Consider the following 23,940-nt stretch of genomic DNA (forward strand, 5'->3'; position numbering starts at 1 on the left):
AATTCCTATAGAATAACTAGACATTATGGCGCGCGTCATTTTACATGCTTCCGTGAGAGCGGAGGATGTAATGCACAAGCATTTTTTGGGATTAAAAGGGGCGGTTGCGGGTTCGGCTCTGGTCTTAGTATCGGCGCTGCCGGCCCATGCCACTTTCGGCTATTTCGAGCATGGTATTGGCGTGCAGGCCGAAGGCTTGGCGGGCGCATCCATCGCCTATCCGAAAGACACCCTGGCGCTCGCTAGCAATCCGGCCTCGCTGTTCAAGATCGGCAATCGCTTTGATGTGGGCGCTGATCTGTTTGCACCTGATCGCGGCGCTGAGATCAAGGGCAATGCAGTGGCGCCTGATCAGAGCTATGACGGCAGTGGCGTGTCCACCTTCCTCATTCCGCAGATCGGCTACACGCGCGTCCTCAGTGATGACTGGGCGGTTGGTATTGCCGTTTATGGCAATGGCGGCATGAACACGTCGTATGACAACAATCCCTTCGCGCGGTTTGGCGCGACTGGAAAAGCGGGGGTCAATCTCGAACAGGCGTTCATTTCTCCAACCGTGGCTTACAAAATCGCCGAGGGCCACAGCATCGGCGTGTCGCTGAACATCGTCTACCAGCTCTTCAAGGCTGAGGGTGTTGGTATCTTTACGGGCTTTTCGTCGGCGCCCACCAAACTCTCGAACCGCAATACCGATCACGCCTGGGGCGCTGGCGTGCGGGTCGGCTATCTCGGCCAATGGACGCCGGATTTAAGTGTGGGCGCCTTCTGGCAGTCCAAGAGCTATTCCGGGGCGTTCAAGAAATACGCGGGGCTGTTCGCCGGTCAGGGCAGTTTCGATGTGCCGTCGTCTTACGGCATTGGGGCCAGCTACAAGCTGACCGACGCGCTGGATGTCGCCCTGGATGTGCAGCGTATCGACTATAGCGGCGTCGATGCCGTCGGAAACCGCCTCAGCCAGCTCTTCCTCGGCAATCCCTTTGGCAGTGATGCCGGTCCTGGTTTTGGCTGGCGTGATGTCACGGCGGTGAAACTCGGCTTCAATTACGCCATCGCGCCGCAATGGCAGGTGAGGGCCGGTTGGGGCTGGGGTTCGCAGCCTGTGCGCCATAGCGAGACATTCCTGAACACCTTGGCGCCGGGCGTGGTGCAGCATCACCTTAGCGCGGGTGGCACCTGGACTTCCTCAGGCGGCACCGAGGTGAGCGCGTCATTGACTTATGCGCCGAAGACCACGATCACGGGCACTGGCTCCATTCCGCCGAATTTCGGCGGTGGTGAAGTCAATGTGCATTTGAGCGAGGTCGTCGCTGGTTTGGCGGTGGGCTGGCATTTGTAGGGTGGCATGCCTCTTTCTCTGGATACCGTAAGAGAGTCCCTGCTTGGCGGGATACTGATTGGCACGGCGGCGGCAGGGCTTCTGCTGGTCAACGGCCATATCGCGGGGATCTCCGGCATCCTTGGAGAGGCGCTTCGCCGGGGTGCCGCGCCATGGCGCTATGCCTTTCTGGCCGGTCTCATCGCGTCGCCGTTTGCCGCTGGTCTGATCGGTATCGCGCCGGTGGTGCCGCAGCATCAGGCCGGTCTGGTGGTCTTGGGTCTTGCCGGGCTTCTGGTGGGCTTTGGCACGCGCTTGTCTAACGGCTGCACCAGCGGTCATGGCGTTTGCGGCTTGGCGAATTTCTCTCCGCGCTCGCTCCTCGCTACGTTCATTTTCATGGCGGTGGCGGGCGTGACCGTATTCGTTGTCCGCCATGTCGTGCCGGGGCTGTGAGATGATCCTTCGCCATGTCGCTCTCGTCGTCACTGCCGCCGCCTTTGGGATCATCTTCGGCTTAGGACTGATCCTGTCGCATATGACGGACCCGGCCCGGGTCGCTGGTTTTTTGGATATCGCGGGCGCTTGGAACCCGGCACTGGCCTTTGTCATGGGTGGGGCTGTGGTCGTGGCGGCCCCGGCGTTCTGGCTGGCTCGTCGGCGCCGTAGCGCCCTTTTGGGAACCCGTTTCGAGTTGCCCAATCGCTTCGCCATCACTTGGCAACTGGTGTTGGGAGCGGCGGTGTTTGGCCTCGGCTGGGGCCTTAGTGGTATTTGCCCTGGCCCGGCGCTGGTCCTGCTTTCGAGCTTGGCGCCGCAGGTCCTGGTCTTTGTGGCGGCGCTAATCGCGGGGATCGTTCTGGCCGACCAGCTCAAGCGCTAAGGGTCTCATTCCTGTTTCGCCGCCCGGGTCAAATACCGCGCCACATCCGTATCAGGCGGGAAGGCGGCGCCGACCCCGGGGCGTTTCAGCTCGTCCAGAGTGAAATCCATGCGGGCGTCATAGGTCCGCTCGATCTGGTTTCGTAAGGGCTGTTCGGCGTCATACCACGCCTTTTTGGCTTCGCCATCGCGGCAGCTTGAAAGTTCGGCGGGATCGCTGGCGCCCCAGCGGCGCTCCGGGCAGTGATAGGGATCGAAGCTCATCTGGAATAGCCGCAATCGGGATTCTTCAAAGGATAGGCTCTGTTGCGCGCCGTTGCTCTTACGATAGGTGATAATGCAGGTGGCGCTGGCGCGCTGATAGGTCTTCAGAAGATCGCCCGCCAGATTGCTGCCCTTATAGGCGAGATGGCTCGTGTCCTTTTGCGCAGCAAGTTCAACAAATCTCTGAGCCATATCCCGCAAATACTTGAAGGCTATCTTTAATCTGGCATCGCGCGATGGGGTTGAGAACATTTCCCAATCGCCATCGCTGCCATAGATGTTGCGGGGCAGCCGGGCGGGGTGCGGCAGCGCGCTCATACGGCGGGCAAGCTCCACGGCGCCGGCGCGGTATTGCAAATCGGAGCACAGCGAGGAGGTCATCTCGCCGATCTCCTTGATTGGGTCAAAGCGCAGTACCCCACCGGCAAGCCTCGCCCGCACGAAATCGTAATAGCCGAAGGTCTGGCCTTTCACCGTAAAGCTGCCGCTCGCCCAGGCTTCTTCCTTGGGGCGCGGGCCGGTGCCGTAGAATTGCTCGGTCGAGAAATCGGCGATCTCGCTATTCTTAGCCGCCACGATGCGCCCACCGCGATAGCTGCCGTCCGGATGCTTTTCCGCCCCTACCAGCCTCAAGGGCCGCCAGTTTTTGAAACCTGAGCCTTGGGCGGGCCGCGAGCGTGCAAAGCGTACATCAAAGGTGAGCTGGGTCAGGGTGAAATCTGTATGCGCGTCAAAGGAATGGATCTGCCCATCGGGATCGACCCTGTAGACAATCGCGACATGTCCCGCAGGATCATAGACTACCGTGCCGGGGCGGATGGAGCCGGGCTTGATCGCAGGAGAATAGAAATCCGGTGCCACGGGCCCATCGATATCGGGATGGATGCGATAGCTCGCCGACGATACCTCGCCGCGGATTTGATCGAGGATCGCGTAGCCGTTGCGCCCGCTCGCCAGATCACGCCGTGAGACCGGCTTGTTGCCATTTCGCGAATAGCGCAGATCCGCCACGCCTGCGTCATGCGCTGCAACCCCATTTACATAGGAAAAGGGCAGACCGCGTTTGAAGGCATAATAGAAGCGCAAGAGATACGGAAGCTGGGCACAGTCCGAATAGAAATGGCGTGAGGGCGGATCGCTGCCGAAGAAAGGATTAGCCGAGGAGCGCAAGCATTCATCCAGCGTGCCGCAATCGGATTCGCCGATAGAAGCGATGAAGCGTTCATAGCTGCGTTCGTCGGCATCACTCCATTGTGTGGCGCGGATGGAATAGGGCGCTGATTCTGCGGCGCGGGCGCTGTCGTAAACATGAAATACAAATATAAGGCCGGCGAAAATCGCCCATACTCTCGCGATGCGTGCGGCCCCCGTCATGCGGCAGACGGTATCGTGCAGGTGAATATATTCAAGCGATTACGAGAGTTGGTTGCTGGAAAAGTGTGCCTTACCGGCAACGAATTCCGGGCCATCAGGCGCTGTCACATTTACTTCATCCAGACGTCACCTACCTGTCTTTCCCCACTGTAATTCCTCCGCGCGGGTGAAAGCACCGTCGGCGGGGAATAGCTGGCCGCTTCGCTCTGGGAAATTTTAGAGAGGTATCTATGAAGGGGAAGTCAGCCTTACTGGCAGGCGTGGCAGCGATCGCACTCCTTGCGACCGCCCAAGCCGGTTACGCAGCGAAGAAATCGTCCGACGCCACGTCCGTCACGCCGGCCACTGCTCCGGCTGCGGCTCCGGCTGGCCCGACGAACGCCGAACTTGCGGCGCGCATCCAGGCGCTGGAAGATGCCCTCCAGTCCGATGAATCCAAGGCTTCGAGCGACCACACGCGTCTCTCCACCCTGGAACAGAATTTCGATTACGCGAAGTGGACCTTCGACAACGGCCGTCCGGTGATCTCGTCGGGTGATGGCCGTTTCTCGATGGCCTTCCGCGTGCGCTTCCAGGCTGACTTCGCGGGCTTCATGCAGGACAGCCCGGCCTCGCTGCCGGCTGGCGCGACCAAGGATCTGGCCTCCGGCGCCGTCATCCGCCGTGGCTTCTTCGGCGTTGAAGGCAAGGCCTTCAATGATTTCTGGTACGAATTCCGTTACAACGGCGGCGGCACGGATGCTGAAGGCTTCGGCATGTCGATCGCCCGCGTGAACTATAACGGCATCCCGAACTTCCGCCTCAGCGCGGGCGTGATCGAGCCGGTGTTCATGCTCGAAGGCACGACCTCTTCGGGCCAGCTCATGTTCCTGGAACGTCCGGAAATCGACAACATCGCTGCCGACGTCTTCGGCGCTGGCGACAGCCGCCGCGGCGTTGAACTGACCTATCAGAAGGCTGGCGTCTTCAAGTCTGACGACAACCTGGTTCTCTCGGTCGCCTTCACCGGCAACACCACCGGCACCGGCACCGACCACGCCACCGGCACGGATGAAAAGACGCAGCTCCTCGGCCGCGCTTCTTATCGCTTCTGGAACGACGGCGTGTCGAACGCCTCGATTGGCGCCTCGGGAGCCACGATCATCAGCCAGGGCGGCAACTCCACCACTGGTTTCGTGAACCTGCAGGATCGTCCTGAAATCCGCGTCAGCCCGACCCGTCTAATCTCGACCGGCGGTCTCAACGCGCGTCATGCTTCGATGTATGCCTTCGATGCGGCTGCCAATATCGAGAACTTCTATCTCGGCGGCGAATACACCAACTTCCAGGTCGATCGTCTGGCGAACGGCGCCCAGGCTGGCGACAGCCCGAGCTTCTCCGGCTTCTATGTCGAAGGTTCGTGGGTCCTGACCGGTGAGCCGAAGACCTACACCGTGTCCTCGCAGAACAACGAAGTCGGCGGTTTCGGCGCGCCGAAGGTTGCCAATCCCTTCTCGCTCTCCGGCGAAAGCTGGGGCGCTTGGGAACTGGTCGCCCGCTACAGCGACACCAACCTGAACTGGAACAAGAATCTGGCCGCCACCGCGACCTCGCAGTCTGGCATCAATGGTGGTGATGAGCGTATTGTTGACCTCGGCTTGAATTGGTACCTCAACAATAACGTCAAGCTCCAGGTGCATGATCTCATCGTCAACGTGAAGCGTCAGAGCGGCGTTGCCGGTACCCAGATCGGTCAAGATCTGAACATCGTCGGCATCCGCCTCCAGTTCACGAACTAATTCTTCCTATCTCCCTTGAGAGGAACTCACATGAACGTCTCTCTGAAGTCTGTGATGACTGCCATTGCCGGGATTGCCTCGGCGGCGGTGATTGCGACGGGCGCGCTTGCCGCGAACATCAACGGCGCCGGCGCTTCCTTCCCCTATCCGATCTATGCCAAGTGGGCGGGCGCCTATCAGTCCGTCTCCGGCGTGGGCCTGAACTATCAGTCGATCGGTTCCGGCGGCGGTATCGCCCAGATCAAGGCGAAGACCGTGACCTTCGGCGCCACCGACGCTCCCTTGAAGAAGGCTGAACTGGATAAGTTCGGTCTGGCCCAGTTCCCCACCGTGATCGGTGGCGTTGTGCCGGTCGTGAACGTTCCGGGCGTGGCCGCTGGCCAGCTGGTTCTCTCCGGTCAGGTTCTCGCCGACATCTTCGCGGGCAAGATCGGCCGTTGGGACGATGCCGCCATTAAGGCGCTGAACCCCGGTCTGGCGCTGCCGGGCAAGGCGATCTCCGTCGTCCATCGCGCTGACGCGTCGGGCACGACCTTCGTATTCACGACCTACCTCAGCCGCGTGTCGCAGGATTGGTCGAAGTCGGTCGGCGCCGCCACGGCTGTCGATTGGCCTGTCGGCATCGGCGCGAAGGGTAACGAAGGCGTTGCCGGTAACGTCGCGCAGACCTCGGGTTCGATTGGCTATGTCGAATTCGCCTATGCCAAGCAGAACCACCTCAAGCACACCCGCATGATCAATAAGGACGGCAAGACGGTTGTCCCGTCGGCTGACACCTTCAAGGCCGCTGCTTCGGGTGCTGACTGGGCTGCTGCTGCCAATAACGGCTTCTACGTGATCATCGTTGATCAGCCCGGCGCCAACACCTGGCCGATCACCGCGACCACCTACATCCTGGTCTATAAGCAGCCCGCCGATCAGGCTACCACCAAGGACGTGCTGAAGTTCTTCTCTTGGGCCTACAAGAACGGCGGCAACGCTGCTCTCAGCCTCGACTATGTCCCGCTGCCGGAAGTTGCCACCAAGGCGATCGAAGCGAGCTGGAAGCAAGTCCAGGGCTCGGGCTTCTAAGACCTAAGTTGAGTGGGGGGTAGTTTGAAGGGGCGGTCTTCGGGCCGCCCTTTCTGCGTTTCTAGGGCTGCGCGGGCTCGGGGCTGAGACATTCTGGGACAGAAACGCCGCGTTTCCGCCAAAAATGTGATCTTACTGTGGCGGCTTAAAATAGGCTGCGTTATCATCTTGCATGACATAATAAGCAAGCTTATCTGTTTGGCCGGACGGATGAGCCATGCCAAAGACCATACAAAACGATCTGCCTTTTGTGCTGCATGACGTGGCGCGCCTGATGCGCACCCGTTTTGACCAGTATGCGCGCCAGTTCGGGATGACCCGGGCCCAGTGCGTCACCCTGATGAAGCTGGAATGCCGCCCGGGCATGTCCCAGACCGAGCTTGCCGCGATCCTGGAGGTAGAGCCGATCACGGTGGCCCGGCTGATTGATCGCCTGGAGGCCTCAGGCTTTGTGGAGCGCCGCCCGGACCCGTCCGACCGCCGCATGCATCGGCTGCATTTGTTGCCTGCCGCCACGCCCCTCATCGCAGAGATCGACAAATACCGCGCCATGGCCGTGGCCAAGCTGCGCGAAGTTGTGGACCCCGCTGACTGGGAAGCGGCCCACCGCGTTCTTTTACAATTCAAGGAAACCCTGCTGACCGAAGGTTTTGGGGCGCCCGAAGGAGATCAGTCATGAGTACCGGTACCTATTATGAAGGCTCCAACGTTAAGCGCAGCAACTCCTGGCTCGGCGGCTTGATCGAAGATAAGGCGCGGCTCCGCCGCGTGCTGATGATCGGCGGTGTGTCGCTGGTGGCCGTGGTGGCGCTGACGGCTTGGCTCACCAGCGGGCGTTATGTCGGAACCGACGATTCCTATGTCCGCGCCGCCAAGCTGATGGTGACGACCGACGTTTCCGGTCTGGTCAAAACCGTCGATGTGCGCGCTGGTCAGCATGTCAAAAAAGGGCAGGTGCTCTTCACCCTCGATCCGCACCCCTTCGAAATCGCGGTTGCCAATTCCAAGGCGGCGCTGGAGGAGGCGCGTTTAGGCGTGCTGTCGTCCGAGGCCGCGTATAAGGCTTTGGTGGCCGAGGTTGCCGCGCAGCAGGCGCAAGTGCGTCTCGCCCAGACGACCTATACCCGCTATGCCGCGCTCGCCAAGTCGAACGCCATCGCGCCGCAGACTTTGGATCAGGCACGCTCAACTTTGGCCTCCGCCCAGGCGACCTTGGCAGCCAGCCAGCAAAATGCCCGCACCCAGTTGGACAAGCTGCTCGGCAATCCCGATCTGCCGCCCGAAAAAGCGCCGGCCTATTTGCAGGCTCAGGCCGCTTATGATGAAGCCGTGCGTCAGCTGAACCACGCCACCGTGCGTGCGCCATTCGACGGTGATGTCACCGAGGTGGATTCTCTGCAGCCGGGTACGTTGCTGATTTCCGCGATGTCCTCTTTCTCCACCACCTCCGCGGTGGGGCTGGTTTCGACCACCGATTTGTGGGTCGAAGCCAATATGAAGGAAACCGATCTCACCCATGTCCGCGTCGGCGCGCCGGTGGATGTCACCATCGATACTTATCCGGGCAAGACCTGGAGCTGCCATGTCGGCGCCATTGCCCGGGCGACCTCGGGCGCGTTTTCGGCGTTGCCGTCGGAAAATGCCTCCTCGAATTGGGTCAAGGTCGTGCAGCGTATTCCGGTGCGTATCGCTTGTGATGTGAAGCCCTCTGATCCGCAGCTGCGTGCGGGCATGAGCGCCATCGTCTCCATCGACACCGGCGAGCGTCGCTGGAGCCGCATGTTCTCGAACCGGTAAATCGTTTTGCCCAGTAAGTTTTGGGACAGATAAGTATGTCTTCTGCTTCCGCAGCCGCATCTGCAGGTGCCCACGGCCACAGTCACGAGCACTATGGCCGCACCGAACTCATCATTGTGGTGATGTGTTCGATGACCGGCACGCTGATGCAGGCCCTCGACACCACTATCGCCAATGTCGCGCTGCCTTACATGCGCGGCAGTCTCTCGGCTTCGCAGGACCAGATCACCTGGGTCTTGACGAGCTATATCGTGGCGGCGGCGGTGATGACGGCGCCGGTGGGCTGGCTCGCCGCGCGCTTCGGCAAGAAGAACATCCTGCTGGTCTCGATGATCGGCTTCACCGTCGCCTCGATGCTCTGCGGCATGGCCACTGATCTTTCCGAGATCGTAGTGTTTCGTCTCTTGCAGGGCGTCTTTGGCGCGGCGCTCGCACCCTTATCGCAGTCGGTGATGATCGATCTTTTCCCGATCGAAAAGCGCGCGCAGGTGATGGCGATCTGGGGCATCGGCGTGATGCTTGGCCCGATCTTGGGCCCGACACTCGGCGGCTATCTCACCGATGCCTATAGCTGGCGCTGGGTGTTTTACGTCAACGTCCCCTTCGGTATCGCGGCGACGCTCGGCCTCTGGCTGGTGTTCAAGGATACCAATCGCAACGAAGGCCTGAAATTCGACTGGTCCGGCTTTCTCTTCATGGCCGTGGGGATGGGCTCGCTGCAGCTCATGTTGGATCGCGGCGAGACCCAGGACTGGTTCTCCTCGCTCGAGATCATCATCTATGCCGTGCTGACCGGCCTCGGCATATATCTCTTCATGGTGCATCTTTTCCTCGGCAAGGCGCCGTTCCTGCCGCGCAAGATGTTCGCCGACCGAAACTTCTCCTTTTCGCAGATCGTGATGTTCGTGGTCGGCGCGGTACTTCTGGCTTCTTCGGCGCTGATGCCACCTTTCCTGCAAAATCTTGGCGGCTATTCGGTGCTGCAGACGGGTCTTCTCTTAGGTCCGCGAGGCTTTGGCACTATCGGCGCGATGATCCTAGTCGGGCGTATCGCCAACTTCACCGATCCGCGTGTGTTGATGACCATCGGCGTCACTTGTGTGGCTTGGTCGCTTTGGCAGATGGCGCAATGGACCCCGTCGGTCGATTATTGGGAATTGCTCTATGTCTCGACGGTGCAGGGCTTCGGCTTCGGCATGGTCTTCGTCCCGCTGAACCTTGTTGCCTTCGCGACATTGCCGGGCCAGTTCCGCACCGATGGCAGCGCCTTCATGAATCTCGTGCGTAATGTCGGCAGCGCGATTGGTGTTTCGGTTTCGACGACTGTGCTTACCAACAGCCTGCAGGCGATCCGCTCGGATCTCGTGCGCTTCGCCACGCCCTTCAATCGTGGCTTAGGCGTCAATGGGGAGGCGCTCTACTACAATCTGCAGCTTCCCACGGGGCAAGCTGGCTTTAACGGGCTGATCTCGTTGCGTGCCGCGATTGAAGCGTATGCGAATGATTTTCTATTCATGTTCTATCTGACCCTGATAATGTATCCTTTAATCTGGCTCATGCGGCGTCCGTCTTTCACCAGCGGCGCGCAGCGTCCTGCGGTTGAGGCGATGGAATAGCGCCATTTACAGCCGCGACGCGTAAATTGACCGGGTTTAAAGGTTCGCAGCCGCCATAATTTCGCCAGAGCGCGGGAGCGCGATAAGCGAGGCTGCCGCCGATGGATACATCACGCCTGTCGCCCGTTAGGAAGGCTGGAGGCAAAGGTAAGCATGATCATGGATGTACGGTCTACCGGGCCCAAAAGGCCCTATCACCACGGAGACCTTCGCAACGCCCTGTTGGACGCGGCGCGGGCGATATTGGAAGAAGAATCCCTGGGCGCGCTAAGTCTTCGGGCGGTGGCGCGCAGGGCAGGGGTGAGCCACGCGGCTCCCTACCGTCACTTTCCCAATCACGAGGCGCTGCTGGTTGAATTGGCGTCCGAAGGTTTCGCAGAGCTCAAGGCGGAGATTGTCGAAGCTGCCGCAACTCCAGGCGCGGAACCCGATCGTATCGCTGCGGTCGGGGCCGCTTATATGCGGTTTGTGGCACGGCGTCCGGCCCTGGCGCGCCTGATGTTCGGGCCGCAGCTCCCCAACCGTGAATCCTTCCCCAAGCTGGCGGAAGCGGCGGATTCGGTGGGGGACGAGATCGGCAAGGCGCTGCACGATTCCGCACTGGGTTTGGCGGTTTGGGCGGCGGTGCATGGTTTGGCCATGCTTGTTCTCGAAAACGTGATCGATCTGGGCCAGCGCCGCTCCGGGCTGGACGTCCTGCCATCACGCGCTGAGATCTTGCTGCGTTCGCTCTTTGCGGTCAGAGAATAGGAACGGGCTATTTCGGATTTTGGGGCTCGTTGAGCACCCACACCGTTTTGGCGCCGCTTTGCTGGAGCAGCACCACCGCCTTCGCGACGGCTTCCAGCGAGTCCCCGCGCTTGGCGGCGATGGAAAAGCCCATCCCGGGATGAAGGCGCTGTAGATCGGCCACCTTGGTCTTCAGCGCCTCGGGGCTGGTATAGAGAGTGCCCTCCAGCTTTATTCCGCCTTCCGCGGTAACAGAAACCGGCACGGAGTATTTCTCCGCGGCGACCGGAGCCTGACCGGGCATATAGCTGCGCAGAAGATAATAGCCATAGGCCAGCGTAATGGCCGTGAGGACCACTAACACGATCAAACGGTAGCGGTTGGCAGTAAAACGGGGCGTGGCCATTGGGATCTCAGGGTGCAAGGAGGTGTGCGTGCTGACGCACATACTCCAGATCGGCATCCGATTTCCAGATCAGCCAGCCCGTGGTCGCATGTACCGCACCGCCGCCGCCGCGCGTTTCGTCGCCCGCGTCGCCGCCCGCCGCCTCATTGGCGGAATAGCTGAACTTGGTGTCGGTGGTGGGCATCACGGGGCGGCCCTTCAGTTCAACATCGCCTTTGACGAGATCTTCGGTCTTTCCGCTTTTCAAAACCCAGCCGCCGCCATCGATGTGCATCAGCCGGTCAGGTGCGAAGGCGAGGGTAAGCAGATACAGCTTCATCGTCCCGATGGCTGCTTCCTCAGCTTGGCCCATCGCCGCCGCCTCGCTCTGACCGAAACCATGACCATAAGCGATGAAGCGGTCATCGCCTTCCCACAGCGTGTGGAAGGCGTCCTTGCTCATTGGAATGAGCAGCCCGTGGCCGAAATCGACCTTGTCGGGTTTGCCCGGGACGAGTTTGGGGCAGGGGCCACGCTTGAGCACCTCATAGGCAAGACTGGCATGAGCTGCGGACATGCTGGCGACTGCCGCCATAGTGATCAGACAATGGCGTCTGGTGTTCATTTAGGTCCCCCTCGCCAAACACGCGGATCAGCCCGCTTTGAGAAGCCTCGCTGCTTCCAACGCGAAATAAGTGAGGATTCCGTCTGCGCCCGCGCGCTTGAAGCAGGTAAGGCTTTCCAAAATGGTGCGTTCGCGTTCCAGGAAACCGCGTTCAATGGCCGCCATCAGCACCGCGTACTCGCCCGATACTTGATACGCATAGGTTGGCATCAGGAATTCATCCTTCACCCGCCGCACAATATCGAGATAGGGCATGCCAGGCTTCACCATCACCATGTCGGCGCCTTCCTTGATGTCGAGCGCCACTTCGCGCAAGGCTTCGTCGGAATTCGCCGGGTCCATCTGATAGGTGCGCTTGTCGCCGGTCAGCGATTTGCCTGAGCCCACCGCATCGCGGAACGGGCCATAGAAGGCCGAAGCGTATTTGGCGGCATACGCCATGATGAGCGTATTCTTGTGGCCGCCATCTTCGAGTGCTTCGCGAATGGCGCCGATGCGCCCGTCCATCATGTCGGATGGCGCGATGATATCGCAGCCCGCCTCGACCTGTACCAGGCTCTGCTTGACCAGCGCTTCAACGGACTCGTCATTGACCACATAGCCGTCTTTGATCAGCCCGTCATGACCGTGGCTGGTATAAGGATCGAGCGCCACATCACAGAGAACGCCGATACCTGGGGCGGCCTTTTTGATGGCGCGTGTCGCGCGGCAGACGAGATTATCGGGGTTGAAGGCTTCGCTCGCGACTTCGTCCTTCTTCGCCGGATCGGTGTAAGGGAACAGCGCGATGACCGGGATGCCGAGCGCTTCAGCTTCCACGGCTGCTTCGGCGACGAGATCGACCGAAAGCCGGTCGACACCCGGCATAGAAGCCACCGGAACCCGTTTGTTCTCTCCATCCACAACAAAAAGCGGCCAGATCAGGTCTCGCGCGGTGAGTATGTTTTCGGCAACCAGGGCACGGGACCAGGCATTCGCGCGGGTGCGGCGCATACGAGTCAAAGGAAATTGCGGCATGGAAATTCCGGATCAAGTGTTCTTGGTGGGCAGTATAGGCCACTGGGCTGGCCCAGCGCAGCCCTAAGGATATGCCCCGGAGCGCCGCTTGTGCGTGAATTTTGATCAACCTGTCAGCTTTGAAGCCAGCAGGTCGCAGGGGGGCAGGCTTGCGGCTCGCGGTCGACTGCGGCTTACTGCCGAACATCCCCGTTTCTGGTCCGTTTATTGAGGTGATAGCCGTGAGTGAACCCGAGATTCTGTTCGAGAACCGCGGCGTTGTCGGTCTCATCACCTTGAATCGCCCCAAATCCTTGAATGCCCTGACCCTCAATATGGTGCAGAGCATGACGGCCAAGCTCGCGGAATGGGCCGATGATCCGGCGGTTGCAACCGTGGTGGTGCGCGGGGCGGGGGATCGGGCGTTCAGCGCCGGCGCCGATATCCGCGCGGTGCGAGAATCAGGTCTTGCAGGCACCTCCTACGCGGAAGAGTTCTTTCGTGCCGAATATGCCCTCAATGCTCTGATCAAGCGCTACGCCAAACCTTATATCGCGATGGTGCATGGCATCTGCATGGGCGGTGGTCTGGGGCTGTCGGTGCACGGGCGCTATCGCGTGACGGGCTCGTCCTCGATCTTCGCCATGCCGGAAACCGCGATCGGCTTTTTCCCTGATGTTGGGGGAAGCTATTTCCTCTCGCGTCTGCCGGGGCAGGTCGGTCTCTATCTCGGTCTAACAGGGGCACGCGTGAAGGCGGCTGATAGTCTTTATCTCAAGCTCGCTACCCATTGGGTGCCATCTGAGTATTGGGACGGTGTGATTGAGGGAATGGCTTCGGGCGATGATCCGGCCGATGTGCTGTCTGAGATTGCGCGTGACCTTTTGCCGAGCGCGCCCATTTCGGATCGCCGGGTCGAGATCGACCGCGTTTTCGCGGGCTCCTCGGTGGAGGACATCCTGGCCGTTCTCGATCAGGACGAAGAGGATGAGGATGAATGGTCGAGTTCTACCGCCGCGCTTTTGCGTGGGCGTTCGCCGACCTCGCTGAAGCTCACCTATAATGAAATCCGCTTCGGCAAGACGCTCAGCTTCGAGGAATGCATGCGGATGGAATTCCGCATGGTCAAACGCATTCTCGAAGGCAAGGATTTCTATGAGGGGGTGCGCGCCGTCCTTGTGGATAAGGATAATGCCCCAAAATGGGACCCGCCGGCGCTCGGCGATGTCAGTCTCGATGACATACAATCCTACTTCGCGCCGATCGAGAAAGAGCTTGTTCTCTAAGGGTTATCCATAAATTCCATACGCAACGTCATGGTGCGGGGTGCGAGCTCCGCGCCTTTACGCTTTGTTTGCCGCGTGCAAAATTTGCCCGGCAGCAAATGCCGACACGTACAGATTTGCCGCGTGTTCGTCGCGAGTTTTACGGGTCTTTAAGACCTCCCGCCTACGCTGGCATCACAAAATAATTGGTGGGCCCCCAAAAAAATGGGGGGGAAGATGATGACGGCACTGGCAAGACCGCTAGCGGCGGCCGCGGTTGATGGCGCACGCGAGCAAGCAAAGTACTATCTCGAAACCCTCAACCTTGTTGAGCGCCTGCATCGTCAGTTGCTCGACGTGATCAAGGACGAACTCGACCGTCGGGACGAGCGCGAGATCAATTCCGTGCAGGCCCTGCTCCTGTTCAATGTGGGCGACCAGGAACTGACGGCCGGCGAGCTTCGCACCCGCGGCCATTACCTTGGCTCCAACGTCTCCTACAATCTGAAAAAGCTTGTAGATCTGGGCTATATCCACCACGAGCGCTCCGAAGTGGACCGCCGCTCGGTGTTGGTGCGTCTGACCAAGAAGGGCGAGATTGTGCGCGATATGCTGCGCGAGCTGTTCGGGCGCCATCTTGGCTCGCTTGAGGCCGTCGGCAACGTGGCCAATTCGGACCTCGAGAACATGAACGCCTCATTGCGCCGTATTGAGCGCTTCTGGATAGATCAGGTTCGTTTCCGGCTTTAAGCCCGAACGTGAGTTCCTGGTTGCTATGGCCCGCCTCCTTAAGTGGAGCGCGGGCCATAGTCTTATTCAGGGGCGTAATCGGCGCCGACTCATGAGAGGCTTCGCGAGTCACTTCTGGGGGAAGTCGCGTGCGTCTCAACAAGGCCCATCTCTATCATCACACCCGCTTTTACACGGCGGCCGCGGTGGGACTGGCTGTCTTCACGGGGGGCACGTTGTGGCATGGGCCTGAGCCCGTCGTTGCCGCGGGAGATGCCTTCTTCGTGGTTTATCTCCTCGGAGCTTTGCGGATGCTCCTGACCTATACCACCGCCGAATGGAAAAAACGGGCTGCGATGCAGGACGAGGGCATCCTCCTCGTGGTGGCGATCGCGCTCGGCGTGATCGGGATTGACATCGCCTCCGTCGTTCTCGCCCTCGATCACGGATCGGCCATGGGCACCGCCTCGCTCGTGCTTCTGGTTGCGGCGGCTCCGCTGGGATGGTTTGTATTGCATACCATCATGACCTTCCATTACGCCAACCTGCACTACTTCGATCCGCCGGGGCCGGGCGAGCCGGGCAGGGCGCTGCAATTTCCCGGAACAGAAGAACCCGACATATGGGATTTTGCCTATTTCTCCTTCGTCATAGGTATGACAGCACAGGTTTCTGATGTGCAGGTGGCGGGGCGTGACATGCGCAGGGCGGTGACCGGCCATTCCTTGGTATCGTTCTTTTTCAATACCGTGCTCATCGCGCTGGTGGTAAATGCGGTAGCAGGCGGGCATTAACGGCGAGCACAACCTCCCGCCTGTGACAATGTAGGCGCTTTCCGTAATTGCAACCTTGTTTTGAAACGATAAAATTCCAAATCGTACCGCCGTTCGGCTGAGAAGAGTAAAAACAATGGCCTATCCGTACCTTAGTCGGTTTCAGGAATCCCTTTCCGAGCTCAAAAATGAAGGGCGATATCGGGTTTTCGCCGACTTGTTGCGAAAGAGAGGCAATTTCCCGACGGCCGACTTTGTAGCCCCGGACGGCAGCCGCAAAACCATCACCATCTGGTGCTCCAACGACTATCTCGGCATGGGCCAGCACCCCAAGGTGCTTCAGGCCATGCACACCGCGCTGGAAGAGGTGGGAGCCGGGGCGGGCGGTACGCGCAATATCTCGGGCACGACTCATTACCACGTCGAATTGGAGCGAGAGCTCGCGGATTTGCATGGCAAGGAAGCGGCGCTGACCTTCACGTCGGGCTACGTCTCAAATGACACCACCCTGTCGACGCTTGCGAAGATCCTGCCCAATGTCGTCCTGATTTCGGATGCGTTGAACCACAACTCGATGATCGAGGGCATCCGCCGCTCGGGCGCCGAAAAGAAGATCTTCCGCCACAACGATGTGGCCCATCTCGAAGAGATTTTGCAGTCGATCGATCCCAGCCGTCCGAAAGTGATCGCCTTTGAAGGCGTTTATTCAATGGATGGCGATTTCGGTCCTACGGAAGCGATTTGCGACCTCGCCGAGAAATACGGCGCCCTGACCTATATCGATGAAGTGCACGCCGTCGGCATGTATGGGCCGCGCGGTTCGGGCGTGGCGGGCCGTGATGGCACCATGAGCCGCATCGATATCGTGGAAGGCACCCTGGGCAAGGCAATCGGCGTTATGGGCGGCTACATCACGGCGAAGGCCGAGATTGTCGATGCGATCCGCTCTTATGCGCCCGGATTCATTTTCTCGACCTCGCTGGCGCCGGTCATTTGCGCTGGCGCGATCGCCTCGATTCGCCATCTCAAAGAAAGCGATGCGGAGCGCGAAGGCCAACAGGCCGCCGCCGCCAAGCTGAAGCGGATGCTGAAGGAATCGGGCCTACCGGTGATCGAATCGCCAAGCCATATCGTGCCGGTGATGGTGGGCGAGCCGACCTGCTGCAAAGCGGTCTCGGATGCGCTTCTGCGCGACTACGATATCTACGTTCAGCCGATCAATTACCCGACTGTGCCGCGCGGCACCGAGCGTCTGCGCTTCACGCCGGGCCCACTCCACACCGATGCGATGATGCAGAAGCTGGTGGGCGCGCTGAACGAGCTGTGGAAGTATCACGCGCTGCGCCGCGCCGCCTGAGCTCGGCTGGTTTCGGCATTCAGACACAAAAAGGGGCGCTATCGCAGCGCCCCTTTTTCTTTAAGGCCTGATCTACTGATCTATAGGACTGATTAGCTCCGGCGGCGGCTTTTGGCGGCCGGGCGTCCAAGGCCGATCTTTTTGGCGAATTCCGAGCGGCGGGCCGCGTAATTGGAGGCCACCATAGGATAATCGGGCGGCAGGCCCCATTTGGCGCGGTATTGGTCGGGCGAGAGGCCATAGCGCGAGCGCAGATAGCGCTTCAGCATCTTCAGCCGCTTCCCGTCTTCCAGGCAGATCAAATAATCAGGCGTGACCGATTTTTTGACCGGTACGGCAGGTTTCTGGCCACTCGCTTCGGCGTCGGGCAGGGACGCAATACCGCCATTCAAGGTGCCCAGGGTGGCGTGCACGCTTTTGATGACAGCGGGCAATTCGCCGACGGGCAGAGGATTGTTACTCACATAGGCGGCGACAATGTCGCTCGCCAGTTTCAAAAGCTCTGAGCTTTTGCTGCTGTCCATCGGAAAACGCGCCTTACCTTCCGCACCCGTCGCCTGATGCTGAATGTTTGGTCTCGCGAATCAAGTACTCGCAAGATTTGAGTTTGGTATTGAGCGACGCAATGACTGTAATAACAGCTCGCTTGATTTGGCAAATCTTCCTATTAGTAAACGGAAATAATGTCCTCTATTCTTGCTAGAAATCACATCGGAAATGAATTTCCCTAAAGCTAGGGTTGTTTATTTCGATTCGGGCGAATCTGCGCGAAGCGGTAGCGTCCGGTGCGTTAGGGGCTGGCGCTAGATTTGGTAAAGAGGTACGCGTACCACCCCAACATGCTCCGTGGCGCATGAGGCCCGGGCATAAAAGGGTAGTAGCGGCGATTATGGAGGCGAGCGTGGCCGGGCGTAGCGCATTTTTCGAGAAATCTTTGGTTGAAGCCGATCCTGAGTTGGCATCCGCCATCGGTGACGAGCTCAAGCGTCAGCAAGAAAAGATCGAGCTGATCGCGTCCGAAAATATTGTCTCCAAGGCCGTTTTGGATGCGCAAGGCTCTGTTCTGACCAACAAATACGCTGAGGGTTATCCGGGCCGCCGCTATTATGGTGGTTGCGAATACGTTGATGTTGCGGAAGAGCTCGCGATCAAGCGCGCATGCGAATTGTTTGGCGCCACCTTCGCCAACGTCCAGCCCCATTCCGGCGCCCAGGCGAACCAATCGGTCTTCATGGCGCTTCTGCAGCCTGGCGATACCTTCCTCGGTCTCGATTTGTCCTGCGGCGGGCACCTGACGCACGGCTCACCCGCCAACCAGTCGGGCAAGTGGTTCAAGCCGTTGGGCTATAAGGTCCGCCGCCAGGACCACCGCATCGACATGGACGAGGTGGAGGCGCTCGCCAAGGAACACAAGCCGAAGATCATCATCGCGGGTGGCTCGGCTTATCCGCGTATTCCCGATTTCGCGCGCTTCCGTGCCATCGCCGATGAAGTTGGCGCCTATTTCATGGTCGACATGGCCCACTTCGCGGGTCTGGTGGCAGGCGGGGTACATCCCAATCCGCTTGATTTCGCACATGTCGTCACGACCACCACCCACAAGACCCTGCGCGGTCCGCGCGGTGGTATGGTGCTGAGCCGCGATGAAGCGCTCGGCAAGAAGATCAACTCCGCGGTCTTCCCCGGTCTGCAGGGCGGCCCCTTGATGCATGTCATCGCCGCCAAGGCCGTGGCCTTCGGGGAAGCCCTCAAGCCTGAGTTTAAGATCTACGCCAAAGCCGTTGTTGAGAATGCGAAAGTTCTCGCCGAGACGCTGCATGCTGGCGGTCTCGATATCGTCTCTGGCGGCACCGACACCCATTTGATGCTGGTCGATCTGCGCCCCAAGGGCACCAACGGCCGCGCCGCCGAGAAGGCGCTCGACCGCGCCTATATCACCTGCAACAAGAACTCGATCCCGTTCGACACCGAGAAATACACCATCACCTCCGGCATCCGTCTCGGCACGCCGGCAGGGACGACGCGCGGTTTCGGTGCCGTCGAATTCAAGGAAATTGGCAATCTGATCATCGAGGTCGTCGACGCTCTTGGCAAAAAGGGTGATGAGGGCGATGCCGAGGTCGAGGCCAAGGTGCGCGCTCGTGTCCGCGAGCTTTGCAGCCGTTTCCCGATTTACGCTTGAGGGTGAGACTCTAATCCGTCAGGCCCATCCACTCGGATAGTCCAAAGGTCCAACAATGCGCTGCCCCTTTTGTGGTCACGACGACACCCAGGTCAAAGACAGCCGCCCGAGCGAGGACAACTCCGCCATCAGGCGGCGGCGTCATTGCCCGGAATGCGGTGGGCGTTTCACCACCTTCGAACGCGTTCAGTTGCGCGAATTGATCGTGGTGAAGAAAAGCGGGCGGCGCGAGCCTTTCGATCGCGACAAGCTCGAGCGCTCCGTCACCCATGCGCTGCGCAAGCGGCCGGTGGAGCGCGAGCGGGTTGATCGCATGATCACCGGCATTGTGCGCCGCCTAGAAAGCATGGGGGAAAACGAAGTCCCGTCGCCGATGATTGGCGAGCTGGTGATGCAAGCGCTCTCCAGCCTCGACAAAGTCGCCTATGTCCGCTTCGCCTCCGTCTACAAGAACTTTCGCGAAGCCAAAGACTTCGAAACGATCCTCGGCGAAATCCACGGCGGGGTGGAAGACAAGGATTGACGACCACTTTTACCTCCCCCTTGCGGGGAGGTCGAAGCGCGACGCGCTTCGGGTGGGGGCGATGGGAGATATATGAATTTGTCCCATAGGGAACCCAGCCTATTCTCGAAGACAGCTTGGGCGGTGGTCTTTGCCCTATTGTTTTCTTCGGTCGCAATCGCCGAGCATTCTTATACGCCGCCGCAGGGATTTGTGCCGGACGAGCGCACGGCGATTTCGGTTGCTGAGGCCATTCTGACACCCATCTATGGAAGCAATAAAATCCGCTCTGAGCGCCCCTTTAAGGCGATGCTTAAGGGCGATGTTTGGGTCGTATCGGGCTCACTGCCGCGCGGTTGGGGCGGTGGCGTGGCGGTGATAGAACTTCGTAAAGACGATGGACGTGTGTTGCGTGTATCCCATGGTAAGTAGCTCCGCGTCTCCGCGTCTCCGCGTGAACCAAATACCGGTTGGGCCGTAAGATGGGGCAGGATAACCACCTTGATCTCCCCCACATGCAGCACGCCTTGCGCTTGGCGCGGCGGTCGTTGGGGATCGTGGCGCCTAATCCGGCGGTGGGCTGTGTTCTGGTCAAAGACGGCGTTGTGGTTGGCCGTGGGCGCACCGCGCGGGGCGGGCGGCCCCATGCGGAGACTGAGGCCCTGGCCCAAGCGGGCGAAGCGGCGCGCGGCGCCACCGCTTATGTCACGCTCGAGCCCTGTTCGCACATCGGCAAGACGCCGCCTTGCGCCAACGCCCTGATCGCGGCAGGCGTGGTTCGCGTCGTGGTGGCGATCGGCGATCCCGATCCGCGTGTGAATGGCCGGGGCCTCGCCATGTTGCGGGTCGCCGGAATTGAAGTGGAAGAGGGGCTCTGCCGCGCGGAGGCCGCCGAAATCAACGCCGGCTTCTTCCTCAAGACCCTTAAAAACCGCCCGCTGGTGACCCTCAAAATCGCCCAGAGCCTGGATGGCCGTATCGCCACCGCCACCGGCGAAAGCCGCTGGATCACTGGCGAGCCCGCGCGGGCTTATGGCCACCTTCTGCGCGCCACCCATGACGCCATTCTGGTCGGCTCCGGCACGGCGGTGGCCGATGATCCGACGCTTACCTGCCGCCTGCCGGGGCTGGAAGATCGCTCGCCGGTCCGGGTGGTGCTGGATTCCCGTCTCAAGTTGAACGAGTGGTCAAAGCTCGCCCAGACCGCTCAGCAGATCCCGACCCTGGTCTTCACCTCGGCCTCTGAGGGCGGCGGCGGCTTGCTCACCTGCGGGGTGGAGGTTGTGCGGGTCGGGCGCGACGCCATCGGCCGTCCCCGGCTGGAAGAGGTTCTCGCCGCGCTGGCGAACAGGGGCATCACCCGCCTCTTGGTCGAGGGCGGGGCGTCGATCCATGCCTCCTTCCTGGACCATGGTTTCGCCGACCGGCTGGAGGTCTTTTCGGCCCCCCTGATTCTCGGCGGATCGGGCCATCCCTCAGTGGATACCCTGGCGGCGCTGGCGCTTTCCGAGGCTCCCCGCCTCAAAATGACCGCTAGGCGCAGCCTTGGGGCCGACCTACTGGTAAGCTACGCGACCGAGGACTAGATAAGTACCCTCGGATTAGCCGTTTTTCTTCAACCCGGCGGCAAAGCAGGAAGCCATGTTCACTGGAATCGTTACCGATGTCGGCGAGGTCCGGCAGATTGAAAAGCGCGGCGATACCCATATCGTGATCGCCACCCACTACACGATGGATAAGCTGCCCATGGGCGGCTCGGTGGCCTGTGCGGGCACCTGCCTGACGGTTGTGGAACGCGGCCCTGATAGCGATCCTTGGTTCGCCGTGACGGCTTCTGCTGAAACCCTCTCCAAGACCGTGATCGGCACCTGGAAGACGGGTACCAAGGTCAATCTCGAGCTGCCGCTGAAAGTCGGCGACGAGCTTGGCGGCCATATCGTCTCCGGCCATGTCGATGGCCTCGCTGAGCTCGTGGAAATGCACACCGAGGGCGAATCCACCCGCATGCTGTTCGAGGTGCCCAAGCCGCTTGCCAAATTCATCGCCGAAAAGGGTTCGGTGGCGCTCGATGGCGTCTCGCTGACGGTCAACGAAGTGGATGGCAACCGTTTCGGGATCAATGTCATCCCGCATACCCAGGAGGTCACGACCTTCGGGCAGCTCAAGCCCGGCATGAAGGTCAATCTCGAGATCGATACCATCGCGCGCTATGTGGCGCGTCTGGTCAAGGGCTGAGCGGGAGCGCGCATGTATCGCCAGTATATTTCGCCCATCGAAGAAATCATTGATGCCGCGCGTAACGGCAAAATGGTCATTCTGGTGGATGCCGAGGATCGCGAGAACGAAGGCGATCTCTACATCCCCGCGCAGATGGCGACGCCCGAAGCGATCAACTTCATGGCCAAGCATGGCCGTGGCCTGATCTGCCTCACCATTACCCAGGATCGCGCCGAGAAGCTGCAGATCCCGATGATGACGCAGTTCAACGCCGCCCCGCACAAGACGGCCTTCACGGTTTCTATCGAGGCGAAGGAAGGCGTCACTACCGGCATCTCCGCCCATGACCGTGCCCATACCGTGGCGGTCGCCATCGACCCTTCCAAAGGCCCGGGCGATATCGTCATGCCGGGCCATGTCTTTCCGCTGGTGGCGCGCGAAGGCGGCACGCTGGTGCGCTCCGGCCATACCGAAGCCGCGGTCGATATTTCGCGCATGGCGGGGCTCAACCCCTCGGGCGTGATCTGCGAGATCATGAATGACGACGGCACCATGGCGCGTCTGCCGGACTTGGTGTCCTTCGCCCAGCTCCACGGGCTCAAGATCGGTACCATTGCGGATTTGATCGCCTATCGCCGCCGCTATGATCACTTCGTCAAGCGCAGCGCCGAAAGCGTCTTCGAAAGCCATTACGGCGGTGAATGGAAGATGGTGGTGTATGTGAACACCATGGAATATGCCGAGCATATCGCGCTGGTGAAGGGCGACATCTCCGGTGATGAGCCGGTGCTTGTACGCATGCACGCCATCAACGTGCTGTCCGATCTTCTGGGCGAGGCGCATGGCGCTCGCGATACGCTTGCTGAATCCATGCGCATCGTCGCCCATAAAGGTTCGGGTGTGGTGGTGCTTTTGCGCCAGCCGCGCCCCACTTTCGTCACGGATGTCGTGTTGAAGCGGCTCTCCGAAGACGACCGCCGCAATGTCAGGGAGTCGGGCGTAGGCGCCCAAATCTTGCTCGACCTCGGCGTAAAGAACATGATCCTCCTCACCGATACCCCCGAAAAGAAAGTGGTGGCACTCGATGGTTACGGTCTCAACCTCGTCGGCACGCACCCGATCCGCGGACGCGACTGACTTCAAGCCCAACATCCTGATTGTTGAGGCGACCTTTTACCCTGAGATCAGCCGCAAGCTGCTCGATGGCGCCACCGCGGCGCTGGAGCGGGGCGGGGCCTATTTCGACAGTGTGGCCGTTCCCGGCGCGCTCGAAATCCCGCCGACCATCTACTATGCGATGAAGGGCGGCGAGCATGGCGGCAAGCATTACGACGGTTATATCGCGCTCGGTTGCGTCATCCGGGGCGAGACCTTCCATTTCGAGATCGTGGCGGGTGAATCCGGTCGCGCCTTGATGGATCTCGGCCTCAATTACGGCCTCGCGGTTGGCAACGGCATTCTCACCGTCGAGAACGAGGAACAGGCCCTGGTGCGCGCGGATCGCGAGCAGGGCGACAAGGGCGGCGATGCCGCGCGCGCTTGTCTTGCATTGATTGGTTTGAAATCCCGTCTTGGTATGCGTCGATGATTAATAGTGACAGTCTGGCCCGCAGGGCGGCCCGTTTGGCCGTCGTGCAGGCGCTTTATCAAATGGAAATTACCGGCGTGGATGCCGACAGCGTTACGGAGGAGTTTTCCTCCTTCCGCTTTCGCCGCGAGCCCGAGGTGACGCCCGGCGAACCGGATGAGGAGTTCTTCGCCGACCTCGTGCACGGCGTGCCTGCACGTCAGGCTGAGATCGATGATGCCTTGAGCAAATGTCTTGCCGCCAACTGGCGCCTGTCGCGGGTGGATTCCATTGTGCGCGCGATCCTGCGTTCAGGTGCTTATGAACTGATCGCGCGCGCCGATGTTCCGGCCAAAGTCGTGATTGATGAATATGTCGAGCTCGCCAAGGGCTTCGAGGCCGAGCAGGAGATGCCCTTCATCAACGCTGCGCTCGACAAGCTGGCGCATAGGAAGCGCGCCGCAGAGTTCGGCGAGAAAGCCCCAGAAGGGGACTTCTAGAAACGTCGAGGTCTAG

Annotated in this window: 26 protein-coding genes; 21 read left to right on the forward strand and 5 right to left on the reverse strand. The window is 60.3% G+C overall.

Annotated features, from left to right (window positions below; all coding sequences use genetic code 11):
- Positions 1 to 70 precede the first annotated feature (70 nt).
- Genes FHS83_RS15395 through FHS83_RS15405 form a run of 3 tightly spaced genes read left to right on the forward strand, consistent with a single transcriptional unit; the run spans position 71 to position 2,198 of the window.
- Positions 71 to 1,336, forward strand: a complete 1,266-nt coding sequence (locus FHS83_RS15395) for an OmpP1/FadL family transporter (protein WP_167083818.1) — start codon at positions 71 to 73, stop codon at positions 1,334 to 1,336.
- A gap of 6 nt (positions 1,337 to 1,342) precedes the next feature.
- Positions 1,343 to 1,771, forward strand: coding sequence for a YeeE/YedE family protein (locus tag FHS83_RS15400; RefSeq protein ID WP_167083819.1), 429 nt, complete (start codon positions 1,343 to 1,345; stop codon positions 1,769 to 1,771).
- Position 1,772: 1 nt separating this feature from the next.
- Positions 1,773 to 2,198: a DUF6691 family protein gene (locus FHS83_RS15405; protein ID WP_167083820.1), complete on the forward strand. Its 426-nt coding sequence runs from the start codon at positions 1,773 to 1,775 to the stop codon at positions 2,196 to 2,198.
- A gap of 5 nt (positions 2,199 to 2,203) precedes the next feature.
- Here the strand turns inward: FHS83_RS15405 and FHS83_RS15410 are convergent, their stop codons facing one another.
- Entirely contained in the window at positions 2,204 to 3,835 is a 1,632-nt protein-coding gene (locus tag FHS83_RS15410) for a hypothetical protein (protein WP_167083821.1), read from the reverse strand.
- A 230-nt stretch (positions 3,836 to 4,065) separates the two neighbouring features.
- Between FHS83_RS15410 and FHS83_RS15415 the strand changes: the two genes are divergently transcribed.
- The 6 genes from FHS83_RS15415 to FHS83_RS15440 all read left to right on the forward strand — a co-directional run bounded on the left by FHS83_RS15415 (position 4,066) and on the right by FHS83_RS15440 (position 10,847).
- Complete coding sequence (locus FHS83_RS15415) at positions 4,066 to 5,613, forward strand: OprO/OprP family phosphate-selective porin (RefSeq protein WP_167083822.1); 1,548 nt, start codon at positions 4,066 to 4,068, stop codon at positions 5,611 to 5,613.
- A gap of 30 nt (positions 5,614 to 5,643) precedes the next feature.
- Positions 5,644 to 6,684: a phosphate ABC transporter substrate-binding protein PstS gene (gene pstS / locus FHS83_RS15420; protein WP_167083823.1), complete on the forward strand. Its 1,041-nt coding sequence runs from the start codon at positions 5,644 to 5,646 to the stop codon at positions 6,682 to 6,684.
- A 217-nt stretch (positions 6,685 to 6,901) separates the two neighbouring features.
- Positions 6,902 to 7,363, forward strand: a complete 462-nt coding sequence (locus FHS83_RS15425; protein WP_167083824.1) for a MarR family winged helix-turn-helix transcriptional regulator — start codon at positions 6,902 to 6,904, stop codon at positions 7,361 to 7,363.
- On the forward strand, positions 7,360 to 8,481 hold the full coding sequence (locus FHS83_RS15430) for an HlyD family secretion protein (RefSeq protein ID WP_167083825.1): 1,122 nt from the start codon (positions 7,360 to 7,362) through the stop codon (positions 8,479 to 8,481). Before FHS83_RS15425 ends, FHS83_RS15430 begins: the two co-directional genes overlap by 4 nt.
- 35 nt (positions 8,482 to 8,516) lie before the next feature.
- On the forward strand, positions 8,517 to 10,097 hold the full coding sequence (locus FHS83_RS15435; RefSeq protein ID WP_208414893.1) for a DHA2 family efflux MFS transporter permease subunit: 1,581 nt from the start codon (positions 8,517 to 8,519) through the stop codon (positions 10,095 to 10,097).
- Positions 10,098 to 10,250: 153 nt separating this feature from the next.
- Positions 10,251 to 10,847 carry a TetR/AcrR family transcriptional regulator gene (locus tag FHS83_RS15440; RefSeq protein WP_167083826.1) on the forward strand — a complete coding sequence of 199 codons (597 nt, stop codon included), beginning with the start codon at positions 10,251 to 10,253 and terminating at the stop codon, positions 10,845 to 10,847.
- 7 nt (positions 10,848 to 10,854) lie between these two features.
- Here FHS83_RS15440 and FHS83_RS15445 read toward each other — a convergent pair whose 3' ends face one another.
- From FHS83_RS15445 to hemB, 3 genes are read right to left on the reverse strand one after another with little or no spacing between them, the layout of a single operon-like run.
- Positions 10,855 to 11,232 carry a hypothetical protein gene (locus FHS83_RS15445; RefSeq protein WP_167083827.1) on the reverse strand — a complete coding sequence of 126 codons (378 nt, stop codon included), beginning with the start codon at positions 11,230 to 11,232 and terminating at the stop codon, positions 10,855 to 10,857.
- A 7-nt stretch (positions 11,233 to 11,239) separates the two neighbouring features.
- A complete protein-coding gene (locus tag FHS83_RS15450; protein WP_167083828.1) occupies positions 11,240 to 11,836 on the reverse strand; it encodes a hypothetical protein in 597 nt (198 codons plus the stop codon).
- Positions 11,837 to 11,863: 27 nt separating this feature from the next.
- Positions 11,864 to 12,853, reverse strand: coding sequence for a porphobilinogen synthase (gene hemB / locus FHS83_RS15455; RefSeq protein WP_167083829.1), 990 nt, complete (start codon positions 12,851 to 12,853; stop codon positions 11,864 to 11,866).
- A gap of 221 nt (positions 12,854 to 13,074) precedes the next feature.
- Here hemB and FHS83_RS15460 point away from each other — a divergent pair, with 221 nt between their 5' ends.
- The 4 genes from FHS83_RS15460 to hemA all read left to right on the forward strand — a co-directional run bounded on the left by FHS83_RS15460 (position 13,075) and on the right by hemA (position 16,956).
- Positions 13,075 to 14,118: a 3-hydroxyisobutyryl-CoA hydrolase gene (locus FHS83_RS15460; protein ID WP_167083830.1), complete on the forward strand. Its 1,044-nt coding sequence runs from the start codon at positions 13,075 to 13,077 to the stop codon at positions 14,116 to 14,118.
- A 216-nt stretch (positions 14,119 to 14,334) separates the two neighbouring features.
- Positions 14,335 to 14,847 (forward strand): MarR family winged helix-turn-helix transcriptional regulator, encoded by a 513-nt coding sequence (locus FHS83_RS15465; protein ID WP_208414894.1) that lies wholly within the window; start codon positions 14,335 to 14,337, stop codon positions 14,845 to 14,847.
- Positions 14,848 to 14,975: 128 nt separating this feature from the next.
- Entirely contained in the window at positions 14,976 to 15,620 is a 645-nt protein-coding gene (locus tag FHS83_RS15470) for a DUF1345 domain-containing protein (RefSeq protein WP_167083831.1), read from the forward strand.
- Between the two features lie 115 nt (positions 15,621 to 15,735).
- Positions 15,736 to 16,956 carry a 5-aminolevulinate synthase gene (gene hemA / locus FHS83_RS15475; RefSeq protein ID WP_167083832.1) on the forward strand — a complete coding sequence of 407 codons (1,221 nt, stop codon included), beginning with the start codon at positions 15,736 to 15,738 and terminating at the stop codon, positions 16,954 to 16,956.
- Between the two features lie 92 nt (positions 16,957 to 17,048).
- Here hemA and FHS83_RS15480 read toward each other — a convergent pair whose 3' ends face one another.
- A complete protein-coding gene (locus FHS83_RS15480; RefSeq protein WP_167083833.1) occupies positions 17,049 to 17,480 on the reverse strand; it encodes a Ros/MucR family transcriptional regulator in 432 nt (143 codons plus the stop codon).
- Between the two features lie 365 nt (positions 17,481 to 17,845).
- On the opposite strand from FHS83_RS15480, the gene glyA reads away from it, so the two are divergent.
- The 8 genes from glyA (at position 17,846) to nusB (ending at position 23,924) form a co-directional block, all read left to right on the forward strand.
- The gene (glyA, locus tag FHS83_RS15485; protein WP_167083834.1) at positions 17,846 to 19,138 is read left to right on the forward strand and encodes a serine hydroxymethyltransferase; all 1,293 of its coding nucleotides are present in this window, start codon (positions 17,846 to 17,848) and stop codon (positions 19,136 to 19,138) included.
- A 55-nt stretch (positions 19,139 to 19,193) separates the two neighbouring features.
- Positions 19,194 to 19,661: a transcriptional regulator NrdR gene (nrdR, locus tag FHS83_RS15490; protein WP_167083835.1), complete on the forward strand. Its 468-nt coding sequence runs from the start codon at positions 19,194 to 19,196 to the stop codon at positions 19,659 to 19,661.
- A gap of 72 nt (positions 19,662 to 19,733) precedes the next feature.
- Positions 19,734 to 20,072, forward strand: coding sequence for a YbbC/YhhH family protein (locus tag FHS83_RS15495; protein WP_167083836.1), 339 nt, complete (start codon positions 19,734 to 19,736; stop codon positions 20,070 to 20,072).
- Between the two features lie 50 nt (positions 20,073 to 20,122).
- Positions 20,123 to 21,226: a bifunctional diaminohydroxyphosphoribosylaminopyrimidine deaminase/5-amino-6-(5-phosphoribosylamino)uracil reductase RibD gene (gene ribD, locus FHS83_RS15500; protein WP_208414895.1), complete on the forward strand. Its 1,104-nt coding sequence runs from the start codon at positions 20,123 to 20,125 to the stop codon at positions 21,224 to 21,226.
- Between the two features lie 55 nt (positions 21,227 to 21,281).
- Positions 21,282 to 21,875 carry a riboflavin synthase gene (locus FHS83_RS15505; protein ID WP_167083837.1) on the forward strand — a complete coding sequence of 198 codons (594 nt, stop codon included), beginning with the start codon at positions 21,282 to 21,284 and terminating at the stop codon, positions 21,873 to 21,875.
- A 12-nt stretch (positions 21,876 to 21,887) separates the two neighbouring features.
- Positions 21,888 to 22,994: a 3,4-dihydroxy-2-butanone-4-phosphate synthase gene (gene ribB / locus FHS83_RS15510; RefSeq protein ID WP_167083838.1), complete on the forward strand. Its 1,107-nt coding sequence runs from the start codon at positions 21,888 to 21,890 to the stop codon at positions 22,992 to 22,994.
- Positions 22,942 to 23,445, forward strand: coding sequence for a 6,7-dimethyl-8-ribityllumazine synthase (ribH, locus tag FHS83_RS15515; RefSeq protein ID WP_167083839.1), 504 nt, complete (start codon positions 22,942 to 22,944; stop codon positions 23,443 to 23,445). Before ribB ends, ribH begins: the two co-directional genes overlap by 53 nt.
- Entirely contained in the window at positions 23,442 to 23,924 is a 483-nt protein-coding gene (gene nusB, locus FHS83_RS15520) for a transcription antitermination factor NusB (RefSeq protein ID WP_167083840.1), read from the forward strand. Before ribH ends, nusB begins: the two co-directional genes overlap by 4 nt.
- Positions 23,925 to 23,940: the final 16 nt, after the last annotated feature.

Source organism: Rhizomicrobium palustre, assembly GCF_011761565.1.
GTDB classification, from domain to species: Bacteria; Pseudomonadota; Alphaproteobacteria; order Micropepsales; family Micropepsaceae; genus Rhizomicrobium; species Rhizomicrobium palustre.

Bases quoted from the DNA above. Each gene is read 5' to 3' on its own strand.
- FHS83_RS15395 (WP_167083818.1), top strand. From the start codon at position 71: ATGCACAAGCATTTTTTGGGATTAAAAGGGGCGGTTGCGGGTTCGGCT.
- FHS83_RS15400 (WP_167083819.1), top strand. From the start codon at position 1,343: ATGCCTCTTTCTCTGGATACCGTAAGAGAGTCCCTGCTTGGCGGGATA.
- FHS83_RS15405 (WP_167083820.1), top strand. From the start codon at position 1,773: ATGATCCTTCGCCATGTCGCTCTCGTCGTCACTGCCGCCGCCTTTGGG.
- FHS83_RS15410 (WP_167083821.1), bottom strand. From the start codon at position 3,835: ATGACGGGGGCCGCACGCATCGCGAGAGTATGGGCGATTTTCGCCGGC.
- FHS83_RS15415 (WP_167083822.1), top strand. From the start codon at position 4,066: ATGAAGGGGAAGTCAGCCTTACTGGCAGGCGTGGCAGCGATCGCACTC.
- pstS (WP_167083823.1), top strand. From the start codon at position 5,644: ATGAACGTCTCTCTGAAGTCTGTGATGACTGCCATTGCCGGGATTGCC.
- FHS83_RS15425 (WP_167083824.1), top strand. From the start codon at position 6,902: ATGCCAAAGACCATACAAAACGATCTGCCTTTTGTGCTGCATGACGTG.
- FHS83_RS15430 (WP_167083825.1), top strand. From the start codon at position 7,360: ATGAGTACCGGTACCTATTATGAAGGCTCCAACGTTAAGCGCAGCAAC.
- FHS83_RS15435 (WP_208414893.1), top strand. From the start codon at position 8,517: ATGTCTTCTGCTTCCGCAGCCGCATCTGCAGGTGCCCACGGCCACAGT.
- FHS83_RS15440 (WP_167083826.1), top strand. From the start codon at position 10,251: ATGATCATGGATGTACGGTCTACCGGGCCCAAAAGGCCCTATCACCAC.
- FHS83_RS15445 (WP_167083827.1), bottom strand. From the start codon at position 11,232: ATGGCCACGCCCCGTTTTACTGCCAACCGCTACCGTTTGATCGTGTTA.
- FHS83_RS15450 (WP_167083828.1), bottom strand. From the start codon at position 11,836: ATGAACACCAGACGCCATTGTCTGATCACTATGGCGGCAGTCGCCAGC.
- hemB (WP_167083829.1), bottom strand. From the start codon at position 12,853: ATGCCGCAATTTCCTTTGACTCGTATGCGCCGCACCCGCGCGAATGCC.
- FHS83_RS15465 (WP_208414894.1), top strand. From the start codon at position 14,335: ATGATGACGGCACTGGCAAGACCGCTAGCGGCGGCCGCGGTTGATGGC.
- hemA (WP_167083832.1), top strand. From the start codon at position 15,736: ATGGCCTATCCGTACCTTAGTCGGTTTCAGGAATCCCTTTCCGAGCTC.
- FHS83_RS15480 (WP_167083833.1), bottom strand. From the start codon at position 17,480: ATGGACAGCAGCAAAAGCTCAGAGCTTTTGAAACTGGCGAGCGACATT.
- glyA (WP_167083834.1), top strand. From the start codon at position 17,846: ATGGAGGCGAGCGTGGCCGGGCGTAGCGCATTTTTCGAGAAATCTTTG.
- nrdR (WP_167083835.1), top strand. From the start codon at position 19,194: ATGCGCTGCCCCTTTTGTGGTCACGACGACACCCAGGTCAAAGACAGC.
- FHS83_RS15495 (WP_167083836.1), top strand. From the start codon at position 19,734: ATGAATTTGTCCCATAGGGAACCCAGCCTATTCTCGAAGACAGCTTGG.
- ribD (WP_208414895.1), top strand. From the start codon at position 20,123: ATGGGGCAGGATAACCACCTTGATCTCCCCCACATGCAGCACGCCTTG.
- FHS83_RS15505 (WP_167083837.1), top strand. From the start codon at position 21,282: ATGTTCACTGGAATCGTTACCGATGTCGGCGAGGTCCGGCAGATTGAA.
- ribB (WP_167083838.1), top strand. From the start codon at position 21,888: ATGTATCGCCAGTATATTTCGCCCATCGAAGAAATCATTGATGCCGCG.
- ribH (WP_167083839.1), top strand. From the start codon at position 22,942: ATGGTTACGGTCTCAACCTCGTCGGCACGCACCCGATCCGCGGACGCG.
- nusB (WP_167083840.1), top strand. From the start codon at position 23,442: ATGATTAATAGTGACAGTCTGGCCCGCAGGGCGGCCCGTTTGGCCGTC.